Source organism: Bacteroides caecigallinarum (genome assembly GCF_021530995.1).
GTDB lineage: Bacteria > Bacteroidota > Bacteroidia > Bacteroidales > Bacteroidaceae > Phocaeicola > Phocaeicola faecigallinarum.
On the sequence record NZ_JADYTF010000129.1, the window covers coordinates 1 to 9,216 of the forward strand.

At 39.8% G+C, this 9,216-nt stretch carries 18 protein-coding genes, 2 tRNA genes and 2 pseudogenes; 17 read left to right on the forward strand and 5 right to left on the reverse strand.

The window, feature by feature from the left end:
- A partial coding sequence (locus I6E24_RS13985) for a transposase (protein WP_235326881.1) occupies window positions 1–123 on the forward strand: 123 nt, incomplete at its 5' end.
- A 509-nt stretch (window positions 124–632) separates the two neighbouring features.
- On the opposite strand, the gene I6E24_RS13990 is transcribed toward I6E24_RS13985, so the two are convergent.
- From I6E24_RS13990 to I6E24_RS14000, 3 genes are all read right to left on the reverse strand, one after another.
- A complete protein-coding gene (locus tag I6E24_RS13990; RefSeq protein ID WP_235329158.1) occupies window positions 633–875 on the reverse strand; it encodes a DUF6722 family protein in 243 nt (80 codons plus the stop codon).
- A 190-nt stretch (window positions 876–1,065) separates the two neighbouring features.
- Complete coding sequence (locus I6E24_RS13995) at window positions 1,066–1,311, reverse strand: hypothetical protein (RefSeq protein ID WP_235329159.1); 246 nt, start codon at window positions 1,309–1,311, stop codon at window positions 1,066–1,068.
- Complete coding sequence (locus tag I6E24_RS14000; protein ID WP_235329160.1) at window positions 1,311–1,709, reverse strand: helix-turn-helix domain-containing protein; 399 nt, start codon at window positions 1,707–1,709, stop codon at window positions 1,311–1,313. Before I6E24_RS14000 ends, I6E24_RS13995 begins: the two co-directional genes overlap by 1 nt.
- Window positions 1,710–1,848: 139 nt before the next feature.
- Here I6E24_RS14000 and I6E24_RS14005 point away from each other — a divergent pair, with 139 nt between their 5' ends.
- The 3 genes from I6E24_RS14005 (at window position 1,849) to I6E24_RS14015 (ending at window position 2,829) form a co-directional block, all read left to right on the forward strand.
- A complete protein-coding gene (locus I6E24_RS14005) occupies window positions 1,849–2,100 on the forward strand; it encodes a hypothetical protein (RefSeq protein WP_235329161.1) in 252 nt (83 codons plus the stop codon).
- Window positions 2,101–2,143: 43 nt separating this feature from the next.
- The gene (locus tag I6E24_RS14010; protein ID WP_235329162.1) at window positions 2,144–2,383 is read left to right on the forward strand and encodes a hypothetical protein; all 240 of its coding nucleotides are present in this window, start codon (window positions 2,144–2,146) and stop codon (window positions 2,381–2,383) included.
- A gap of 287 nt (window positions 2,384–2,670) precedes the next feature.
- Entirely contained in the window at window positions 2,671–2,829 is a 159-nt protein-coding gene (locus I6E24_RS14015; protein WP_235329163.1) for a hypothetical protein, read from the forward strand.
- Here the strand turns inward: I6E24_RS14015 and I6E24_RS14020 are convergent.
- The gene (locus I6E24_RS14020; protein ID WP_235329164.1) at window positions 2,813–3,013 is read right to left on the reverse strand and encodes a hypothetical protein; all 201 of its coding nucleotides are present in this window, start codon (window positions 3,011–3,013) and stop codon (window positions 2,813–2,815) included. The two genes, I6E24_RS14015 and I6E24_RS14020, sit on opposite strands and share 17 nt — an antisense overlap.
- Window positions 3,014–3,099: 86 nt before the next feature.
- Here I6E24_RS14020 and I6E24_RS14025 point away from each other — a divergent pair.
- From I6E24_RS14025 to I6E24_RS14085, 13 genes and pseudogenes are all read left to right on the forward strand, one after another.
- Window positions 3,100–3,198 (forward strand) — tRNA-OTHER (locus tag I6E24_RS14025).
- Window positions 3,199–3,370: 172 nt separating this feature from the next.
- Complete coding sequence (locus I6E24_RS14030; RefSeq protein ID WP_235329165.1) at window positions 3,371–3,586, forward strand: hypothetical protein; 216 nt, start codon at window positions 3,371–3,373, stop codon at window positions 3,584–3,586.
- A 26-nt stretch (window positions 3,587–3,612) separates the two neighbouring features.
- The gene (locus I6E24_RS14035; protein ID WP_235329167.1) at window positions 3,613–3,891 is read left to right on the forward strand and encodes a hypothetical protein; all 279 of its coding nucleotides are present in this window, start codon (window positions 3,613–3,615) and stop codon (window positions 3,889–3,891) included.
- 90 nt (window positions 3,892–3,981) lie between these two features.
- A pseudogene (locus I6E24_RS14040) lies at window positions 3,982–4,059 on the forward strand.
- Window positions 4,060–4,140: 81 nt separating this feature from the next.
- Window positions 4,141–4,244: transfer RNA gene (locus tag I6E24_RS14045), tRNA-OTHER, on the forward strand.
- Between the two features lie 190 nt (window positions 4,245–4,434).
- Window positions 4,435–4,857 carry a zinc-finger-containing protein gene (locus I6E24_RS14050; protein ID WP_235329169.1) on the forward strand — a complete coding sequence of 141 codons (423 nt, stop codon included), beginning with the start codon at window positions 4,435–4,437 and terminating at the stop codon, window positions 4,855–4,857.
- Window positions 4,858–4,949: 92 nt separating this feature from the next.
- Window positions 4,950–5,672 (forward strand): hypothetical protein, encoded by a 723-nt coding sequence (locus I6E24_RS14055; protein WP_235329171.1) that lies wholly within the window; start codon window positions 4,950–4,952, stop codon window positions 5,670–5,672.
- 1 nt (window position 5,673) lies between these two features.
- The gene (locus tag I6E24_RS14060; RefSeq protein WP_235329173.1) at window positions 5,674–6,588 is read left to right on the forward strand and encodes a PD-(D/E)XK nuclease family protein; all 915 of its coding nucleotides are present in this window, start codon (window positions 5,674–5,676) and stop codon (window positions 6,586–6,588) included.
- Window positions 6,589–7,065: a single-stranded DNA-binding protein gene (locus I6E24_RS14065; protein ID WP_235329174.1), complete on the forward strand. Its 477-nt coding sequence runs from the start codon at window positions 6,589–6,591 to the stop codon at window positions 7,063–7,065.
- Between the two features lie 2 nt (window positions 7,066–7,067).
- Complete coding sequence (locus tag I6E24_RS14070; protein WP_235329175.1) at window positions 7,068–7,523, forward strand: hypothetical protein; 456 nt, start codon at window positions 7,068–7,070, stop codon at window positions 7,521–7,523.
- A 1-nt stretch (window position 7,524) separates the two neighbouring features.
- Window positions 7,525–8,208, forward strand: coding sequence for a hypothetical protein (locus I6E24_RS14075; RefSeq protein ID WP_235329176.1), 684 nt, complete (start codon window positions 7,525–7,527; stop codon window positions 8,206–8,208).
- A complete protein-coding gene (locus I6E24_RS14080) occupies window positions 8,201–8,473 on the forward strand; it encodes an HNH endonuclease (protein ID WP_235329177.1) in 273 nt (90 codons plus the stop codon). Before I6E24_RS14075 ends, I6E24_RS14080 begins: the two co-directional genes overlap by 8 nt.
- Window positions 8,470–9,057, forward strand: a pseudogene (locus I6E24_RS14085) (DEAD/DEAH box helicase); the annotation flags it as partial. The gene I6E24_RS14080 and the pseudogene I6E24_RS14085, both read left to right, overlap by 4 nt.
- 36 nt (window positions 9,058–9,093) lie before the next feature.
- On the opposite strand, the gene I6E24_RS14090 reads toward I6E24_RS14085, so the two are convergent.
- Window positions 9,094–9,216 (reverse strand): transposase (locus I6E24_RS14090; protein WP_235328547.1); only part of this gene is annotated, 123 nt, incomplete at its 5' end.

Consider the following 9,216-nt stretch of genomic DNA (forward strand, 5'->3'; position numbering starts at 1 on the left):
GAAGGCATCAACAACAAGATAAAGGTCATGAAGAGAACGGCATATGGATTTAGGGATGAACGATACTTTGAATTGAGGCTATATGCACTGCATGATTGCCGCATCACGCGAAATGTCGGATGAACCATATATTGGTAAGGACTGATTTTCAGATCCGGAATATCTTCGTATTCTAAGATTACGCTTTCGCTATTGACCGTACCCTTCAGGAGCGCATTGATAACTTTGTCACGTTCCTCAGAGGTTATAAAATCGGGATATTCCCTTTTATCTTCTGTTGGTTTACTTCTTGTTGGTCTTATCATATTAATAATAGTTGTTATATTTTCAAGAAAAAAGCATTGCCAGAAACTGCCATTAAAGGCATCGTTTATCAATTCAGGTATCTCATCAATGACAAGAAAGCAAGTGATGAGGAATTAAGCTGGCACTTAAGTAAGACGCTTTCCAATCTTGGCGTCAAAGTGGATTATATTCCGGAACCGTCTCCTTGGAGGAAGAAAAAAGAGTAGCTCAAACTTTACAAACTTTCAAGCCATCTTTTACCAGATTTTGTATTGAGCCAAATGGCTATGGCTAATCCTATTATTGCCATTACCGAGAATAATGCTATTAATGCTTCCATATCCTGTTCATTTTATTATTTTATATCCAATATATGCAAAAATGTATGTTACGAATGCTCCAATTGAGATTATAATCCAAGACTCAAGATTGTTTTCTTGAATTATAACAGAAGCGGTACTGCCTATAACAAGTGTTGCAAAAGATAATTTTGCCAAATCATAGAAGAACTTGCCGAGGTTTTCCCGGCTTGCTTTGTCACGTTCCTTTCGTTCCTCTTTTGCTTTTCTGCTTTCTTCAAAGTTACCCATTTGATTACTGTTCTATTCGCCTGTGTATTCTTTTATTGAGAACTCAGAAACTTTCATGTTTATTTGTTTCTTGCCTGCATTACAAGTTCTTAATCCATTTTTTGCCTGATGGTGTTTCCGTGTATATCCAAAAAGCAACGGCTATAATTGCCAGTACTATAAAAATAAATAATCCTGCATTCATATTGTATCATTTTAATAGGTTATTTCCGATTTTAGCTAAAGCATATGCCAGTATGCAACCTACAAACAGCATAACTACAAGCATGGTGCTTATTTTATCTCCTTGAAAGAAAAGCACCATACCACCTAATACTAAGGCTGTATATGTCAGTTGGGATAGATTAAAGAAATAGCCTGAAAGCTTTTCTTTTCTAACCTTGTCTTTTTCTTTTTGCTCTTCTTTTGCTTTCACGTTTTCTTCAAAGTTACTCATTATACGATTTGTTTGCCCAGATATAATGCTACTTGCGTTTCGAGGCGTTTGTTTATTGTTTCTAATTCGTTTATTCTTGCCTGCAGGTTCTTGATGGTGTCCTGCTGGAATGTGATTGTGTCAATCAGTTTGTTCATCCTGTCCTCTGTAGGTTCGTTATTTTGCAACATCTCACCCTTTCCTTGTATTAACCAATTTGCGTTAATATCGCTATAATGCGATATAAGTCTATAGATTAATTCAAAATCAATAGTGTTACTCTTTTTATTACAATACTTATTAACGGTAGAATAACTAAACCCAATTTCTTTAGAAAGTGAACGCTGATTCAAAGATTTATATTCCATTAATTGCTCTAAGCGCTCTATAAACGCATTATTAATATCCTGCTTATCCATATAATTCTACATAAATGTTAAATATAGCTATATTGCGATATTTTTCTATGAAAATATTTCATATATCGCAATATTGCGATATCTTTGCAATACAATCAATCACACATACAAATATAATAATTTAAAATTGAAAATCAATATGGAAACTGGTGAATATTCTTATAGAAATGAAGTTGTTACACTTACCAACGACATTGAACTTGCTAAATCTATGACAGAAGAAGAGATGCAATCTTACTTCAATACGGATGACAGCAAGGAAGAATTCATAAGTTTTCTTGAAGATGAACTTAGAGTAGCTGAAAGCCACATTGAAAACGATGATGATTTCAGTTTTATCGATCCTGGCTTTGCAAATGAAGCCGATTATTTGAGATACAAATTTGCGTAATAATAAACCTCACCAAAAGTCAAAAACCAAAAAACAAAACATTATGGAAGTAAGAAACCCAAAATTCGAGTTAGGCCAGAAAGTCTGGATGCTCGACGAGAATCAGAAAGCTGTTGAGAAAGAAATCAGTTCTGCATCAATTAATGTTGCTAAAGACCATCAGTCTGTAAGTTACTACCTGGTTACTGATTCTCCTTACGCTTCGGACGCTTACAAGGCTTATGCGGAAAACAAGCTATTTGCGACCAAAGAGGATTTGAAAAAGTCCATTTTCGGTGATTGACAAATCACAACCCGGTGTGGCTTGACCGCCTATCCGGGAACTAATGAGAAGAGTTCCTTGACATCTTTAGGCTGACGGACGTACCAAACTGGTATAGTAATTCACCGTGGATAACGGGCGGTCCGACAGAGTGTAGAATTTGCGACAATTCGGTCTGCTTATGCAGGCTTTATGATATAAGACAAAATGGATTTTGTATGAAAGCAATTATTGATTCCTATTTACCGCAAAACACAGAAGTTTAACGAAACAAGAAGATGAATGTTTAACTTATTAAAAGAATTGTTATGCTGAAAGGTTTGAAAAGATACCTAAAAGAAAGGCGTGATATACGTTTGAAAAAATGGTGCATAGAAATGGCAGCAACCAAATCCTCATTTGATACGTCTGAGAGTGTACAGGCTGCTGCCGAGAAAATCTACAGGTGGATTAAAGGGCAGAATTAATCATTTCCTTGATTTCTTCATAGCTTTCCTTGATGTTGATAGCTATGGATGCCCCTTTTTCCTTACATGAATGTAAAACGATTCTCGAAGAGTTATCATCCATTTGACGGATGTAACTGATAGACATGATGTTCACAAGATGTTTTGTGCCATCCACTTTCGTTAGTTCAATAAAATGTTTCATAAATCTTAGTTTTGAAATTACCAACACAAAATTAAGAAATCCCTCCGAGAAAATCCCATGATTAAAAAGAATCTCGGAGGGAACATTCCGGTGTAGCTTAATGGTAGAGCAGCAGTAAACTGAGGGCTTTGATTTAGGATTACAATTACTTCTGCAGGGTGGCGGTTCGACTCCGCCCATCGGAACTCTAAATTTATAAATCATGAAGATATTCAATAGTGTAATGATGCTGATGGTGGCTATTTGCGCCGTTGGCATGTTGTATGGGGCAATCACGACACCCAGTCCGGTGCAGGGTATATGGATAGGCTCCTGTGTAATTATGGTAATTGCATCGGTATATGGTTGTATAAAGGTATGGAAGGAAAAACTAAATTGATGGAGAAAAGACCTATAGTTTCGACATTGCGTGCTATGAAGGTCGGTGCTGAAGAAGTTTTCTGCATCCTGCAAAGGGTAACTATAATGAATACCCTTACTTCAAGGCTGGATCAGGAAAGGGCATCCGGCATGAACTGGACTTGCAAGACAGACCGTGATGCCGGAACAATAACAGTTAAACGTATAAATTGATGATTTTTCAGTTAAACAATAGGCTTATGACAACAATGTTTGTTGACAATACTGTTGACAATATGGCAGCAATATTACTGGAAAACATATTGCTTGCTATGGAAGATGAATGCTTCTCAAAGGATTTGAGCGCAAAGATAGTTGGTGGCGAAGGCAAACTGGAGAAACTAATTAAGAGCGGTTCTATAAGGTTTGAGAAACCTACCAACAAGCAGAACGGTAAATGGTTCTGCAAGGCAAGTGATGTTCTGAGACATTGTGCCAGACGCAGACGAAACCGAAAGAAAAAGGTATTTAAAAAATAAGCCTGTGAAGGTTGTATTCTACATAAATTTTAAATGTGATTTCAATTTTAAATTATTTGAATTGAGCCGCTTGTGAAAGTCGCTCAATACGGGCCCTAAGTTCAGGTGGTGGAACACCCTGTACGGGTATTTACAGGGAGGTGACGGGTTCAAGTCTCGTAGGGCTCACTACTCACTGACAGCGGTTAGGAGTATTGCAAATGAAAACTATTTACCTAAAGACCGCCCCACGTGCTGAGGTGGTAAACTGGTACTGTGGCGGAATGGATAGACGCGGCGCCGAGGTATGGGCGGTGTGGTGTTAATGATTAGCATTATATTAATCCTTGCAGGTTCGAGCCCTGCCGGTACCACAACCCATGTTGGTTTATTAGTTTTTATGTTCAGCTTAAATCCGAGAGTAGGGCGAAGATAGCGCAGGGATTCATCCGCGCGGCATCGGTTAGCCGTTGACTCTATCTGAAAGGTGACGCGAAATCGGATAGGATTGGATGTTTGATGTGCCCCGGAGAATATACTTCGGGGCTTTTATAATTTTGAGTTATGAATGAAATACTTACTGGTAAGGTTTGCCCATATTGCGGTAAACCAACCGAATATGTGGATAGCTCTGTAATATACGGTCGTTCCTATGGTATGATTTATTTATGCCGAGATTGTAGGGCTTTCGTTGGAGTGCATAAGGGTACTGATAGGGCGTTAGGTCGTTTGGCTAATGCGGAACTTAGGGAAGCCAAGAAAGAAGCACATTTCTATTTTGACCAGATAGCTAAGACCAATCTTATAAACAAGATTTGGAAGAAACATATTCCTAATACGTCAAATAGAGCCAAGGCTTACTTATGGCTATCCAATCAGCTTGATATTCCAAGCGAGTTTTGCCATATAGGGATGTTCGATGTAAATGATTGCAAACGAGTCGTAGAACTCTGTAAACCAATTTTAGAAACAAATGTTAAGGCGTAAAAATGGCGAAGTTTCAGATTGTAAAACTTGCTTATCTGAATTAACTTTACAGATGTAAAGAACTAAAAGTCAAACCATTAATACTGTAAACTATGGCTGAAAGAAAAGCTAAAACAGAAGCTCCTGCAAATGTTCAGGAGGTACAAGAAACAAAAGTAGAGGAAGTGAAGCCTCAACAGGATAAAAGAATGGATATTTACAATAGAAGTCGTGAATGTCCGAAAACAGCACTTCGTGAGATACAATCAGGTAGGCTAAAAGGTAAGTCTGATATTAATCCTATGTGGCGCATAAAGAAATTAACAGAGCTGTTTGGACCATGTGGCATAGGTTGGAAATATACTATAGATAAACAATGGACTGAAACTTGTTCTACTGGGGAAATTGCTGCTTTTGTGAATATATCACTCTACTATAAGTATGATGGACAATGGTCTGAAGCAATTATTGGAACTGGTGGTTCGTCATTTGTAGCGGCTGAAAAAAGCGGTCTTCATCTTTCTGATGAATGTTATAAGATGGCCCTTACTGATGCAATATCTGTTGCTTGTAAGGCACTTGGAGTTGCTGCAGACGTATATTGGAATATGGATGCTACAAAGTATGATGGACATAATCATAGCGAACATCAAGGTTCACAACAACAACCCCCCAATGTATTTACCGGCAAGCAATTAAAAGAAGCTATTGCAGAGGTGAATGCCTGTCAGTGTAGGGCTGATATTGATGTCGTATGGAAAAAATATCCATCATTACGCAATAGTCAAGAGTTCAGAAATGCTGTACAAGCTATGTGTCAGATATATCCAGAATAATATGATAGAGTTAGTTAAATCCAGTGTGGTTTTCAATGAAGAGAACCACACTTATTTCCTGGGCGATAAGCAGCTGTCAGGAATAACGGGAATGATTAAAAGACAATTGTTTCCGGATAAGTATAAGGAAGTTCCTCAGTATGTACTTGAACGTGCTGCTGAGAGAGGTACAAGAGTGCATCACGAATGCCAGTTTGCAGACATTACAGGATTTGAGCCTGAAAGTCAGGAAGCCATGAATTATTTGTTCATCAGAACCGGTGCAGGATATAACGCACTTGCGAATGAATATACTGTTTCTGATGAAGAATACTTTGCTTCCAACATTGACTGTGTGTGGGAGAAAGATGGAAAGATTGCACTTGCTGATATCAAGACTACTTATTCGCCGGATAAGGCGTATTTGGAATGGCAGTTGTCCATATACGCTTATTTATTCGAGCTGCAGAACCCGAATCTGAAAGTGGATAGGTTATTCGGTGTATGGCTTTACAATGACAAGTCAGAACTTATACCACTTGAACGCAAATCTGACGAGGAAGTCAAAAGACTGTTGCAGTGTGAGATTGAAGGAGCACGTTACCTTGATACTGAAACTGCACTTGAACACAAGCAGGATGAAGTACAGCTATTGCCAAAGGACGTGATAAACAAATATCTTGAAGCTGTAGCGGAAGTTGAGAGAATACAGCCGTTCATTGACGGTTTCAAGGATTCGTTGAAACGTGCCATGATTGAACATGATGTCAAGTCGTGGGACACAGGTTGCCTGAAAGCTACCATAACACCTGCAGGCACGAAGAAAGCTTTCGATACAAAGAAATTCCAATCAGACCATCCGGAGTTGTACAAACAATACATCAAGGAGACCGAGACAGCAGCATCCATAAGAATTACATTAAGAAAGGAGGAATAAATGCTTAACAAGGTACAGTTAATCGGAAATCTTGGTAAGGACCCTGAAGTTAGAACGCTCGATGGCGGTTCTAAAGTCTGCCAGTTTACTCTGGCCACAACAGAGAAGGGTTATACCTTGCAGAATGGAACTCAGGTGCCGGACAGGACGGAATGGCATAACATCGTGATGTGGAAAGGTCTTGCAGAGGTGGCTGAAAAATATCTCCACAAAGGAGATAAGATATACGTTGAGGGTAAGATTAGGACACGCAGTTATGAGGACAACAAGCAGATTAAACGTTCCATAACTGAGATATTCGTTGATAACATGGAAATGCTTGTAGTCAAGCAGCCACAGCAAGTACAGCAACCGCCTGCTCAGCAGCCTCAACCTCAGTACCAGCAGCGACCACAATACACACAGCAACCGCAATACCAGCAGTTCCCACCAAATGTAGATGGTGACGGACTACCATTTCCACCACCATATAGATAATCATGGAAGCGCAGATAATCAAGAAGGACGGGAAGGCTACGATGGATAAGGATTTCAATTTCATGCTTAGCCTTCTCCGTAATGGTGAGTACACTCTTACAATCAAGAGAAAGACAAAACCGAGGACACTCGACCAGAACGCACTCATGTGGATGTGGTTCAGGTGTGTGGGTGGAGCTTTACGTGAGTTCACTGGTGAAGCATACTGGAGCACAAAGGAAGGAGTTGAAACCATACATGACCTATACTGTAAGAAGTTTCTTACAAAGATGGTGATTACTCCTAAAGGTGAAAAGACTCAACTTGCAAGAGGAACGAAGAATCTCAGCACTATGGAAATGTCCCATTTCCTCGAAGCTGTCAAGACAGATATAATGACTGAATACGGTATTCAGTTACCGTTACCTACAGACAAATATTATTCGGCATTCGCAGCCGAGTACGAAAACAAATATTAATATGGCAATAATTAAAGATTACGAACCGGAAGAATTGCAATTCGTTCTTCCGGAGGCAGTCAGGGAACAGTTTCCTTTGGAACTGCAGTTTGAGAAAGCAGAAAGTGAGAAAGACATCTTGAAAGCGGTAAACGAGCATTTCAACGCTCTGTTCCCGGAAAACGAGATGGCTACACGCTACATGGATGATGTCGAGAAATCGGATTTGCGTGGCAAGTATTGTAAGATTGTCGAACAGGAACTTCCAAAAGCAGAGGATGCTTTATTGAATGCGAAGGAAGAAGCCAAGCGCATCAAGTCAGATGCAGAGGAAAGGCTTAACTCCTTGCATAAGCAAGTCAATGACTATGCGGCCAAGGTTCAGGAAGGTACAGAGGAAAAGCAGTTGCCGGCAACCAAGACATTCCGTATAGCATTGAACGGTTATTTCCTGTACTATGCAATACTCAATGGTAAGGTTAGGCTTGCTAAGGCTGATAAGATAGCTCCATACGACAAATCATCTTTGTGGGCTCAGGAAGATAAGAACAGGGTTGCGATGATGGAACTGTTCGGGCTTGATTTCCCTGCTCCGGAGAAACCTTCTGATGAAGAGTTTGACGAAGAACATGACATGCTTCCAGACAACGATGATGGAGAAGTAATGGGAGAGGAAGAATTCAATGAAACTGTAGGGGATGAGTAGATTACAGCATAAGCGTGGTCGCAAATCCAATTATGCACGTTCGCTTAACAATCCATATTGGGAAAAGGTTGCAAGGAATGTGAGGTTAAGGGATGGGCATAAGTGCAGGATTTGCGGTTCACGCTATCCTTTGGAAGTGCATCACAAACGATATAAGGTAAATGGTGTTTCAATTGTAGGAAAGGAACTTGAACACCTTGATTGCCTTGTCACTCTGTGCGCTTCCTGTCACGAAAAAGTTCATAAAGGAATAATCAGAATATGAAGTTTCAATTAAGAGATTATCAGCAGAATGCCAGTAATGCAGCCATATCACATTATAGGCTTAAGGGCGGAAAGAACTACCTGATGGTTTTGCCTACGGGGGCGGGAAAATCAATTGTTATAGCTGATATTGCAGCGAGACTTAATGAACCTTTGCTGGTATTTCAGCCTAACAAGGAAATCCTGGAACAGAACTTTGCCAAGCTACAGACATACGGAATCATTGATGCCGGGTGTTATTCTGCATCAGTCAAGAGAAAGGATATATGCAGGATAACATTCGCAACAATTAAGAGTGTTCACAACCACCTTAAAGAGTTCAATCATTTCAAGTATGTGCTCATAGATGAATGTCATAATGTGAATGCTGCCGCCGGTATGTACGCAGACTTTTTTGCAGCTGCTGAAAGAAGGGTGATAGGGCTTACTGCTACTCCTTACAGGTTATGCAGTACGATGAACGGCTCGATGCTTAAATTCCTCACAAGAACACGGCCAAGAGTATTCAGTGATGTGATATACTATTGTCAGGTCAGCGAACTCCTTGCAAGGGGCTTCCTTACAAAACTGAAATATTACGACCTGACAAGAATTGAACTCGTGAATGTCAGAAGGAATGGTTCATCCGACATTTCGCGTGATGCGGCAATCATGGAGTGCATATAACCTTAGCTCAAAGTATCGTTCATCCCTAAATCCGTATGCCGCTCTCTTCAAGACCTTTATCTTGTTGTTGATTCCTTC

Coding starts and splice junctions, on each gene's coding strand:
- I6E24_RS14005 (WP_235329161.1), top strand. CDS start 1,849: ATGGAAACTGGTGAATATTCTTATAGAAATGAAGTTGTTACACTTACC.
- I6E24_RS14050 (WP_235329169.1), top strand. CDS start 4,435: ATGAATGAAATACTTACTGGTAAGGTTTGCCCATATTGCGGTAAACCA.
- I6E24_RS14020 (WP_235329164.1), bottom strand. CDS start 3,013: ATGAAACATTTTATTGAACTAACGAAAGTGGATGGCACAAAACATCTT.
- I6E24_RS13990 (WP_235329158.1), bottom strand. CDS start 875: ATGGGTAACTTTGAAGAAAGCAGAAAAGCAAAAGAGGAACGAAAGGAA.
- I6E24_RS14010 (WP_235329162.1), top strand. CDS start 2,144: ATGGAAGTAAGAAACCCAAAATTCGAGTTAGGCCAGAAAGTCTGGATG.
- I6E24_RS14080 (WP_235329177.1), top strand. CDS start 8,201: ATGAGTAGATTACAGCATAAGCGTGGTCGCAAATCCAATTATGCACGT.
- I6E24_RS14075 (WP_235329176.1), top strand. CDS start 7,525: ATGGCAATAATTAAAGATTACGAACCGGAAGAATTGCAATTCGTTCTT.
- I6E24_RS14015 (WP_235329163.1), top strand. CDS start 2,671: ATGCTGAAAGGTTTGAAAAGATACCTAAAAGAAAGGCGTGATATACGT.
- I6E24_RS14000 (WP_235329160.1), bottom strand. CDS start 1,709: ATGGATAAGCAGGATATTAATAATGCGTTTATAGAGCGCTTAGAGCAA.
- I6E24_RS14030 (WP_235329165.1), top strand. CDS start 3,371: ATGGAAGGAAAAACTAAATTGATGGAGAAAAGACCTATAGTTTCGACA.
- I6E24_RS13995 (WP_235329159.1), bottom strand. CDS start 1,311: ATGAGTAACTTTGAAGAAAACGTGAAAGCAAAAGAAGAGCAAAAAGAA.
- I6E24_RS14065 (WP_235329174.1), top strand. CDS start 6,589: ATGCTTAACAAGGTACAGTTAATCGGAAATCTTGGTAAGGACCCTGAA.
- I6E24_RS14055 (WP_235329171.1), top strand. CDS start 4,950: ATGGCTGAAAGAAAAGCTAAAACAGAAGCTCCTGCAAATGTTCAGGAG.
- I6E24_RS14070 (WP_235329175.1), top strand. CDS start 7,068: ATGGAAGCGCAGATAATCAAGAAGGACGGGAAGGCTACGATGGATAAG.
- I6E24_RS14060 (WP_235329173.1), top strand. CDS start 5,674: ATGATAGAGTTAGTTAAATCCAGTGTGGTTTTCAATGAAGAGAACCAC.
- I6E24_RS14035 (WP_235329167.1), top strand. CDS start 3,613: ATGACAACAATGTTTGTTGACAATACTGTTGACAATATGGCAGCAATA.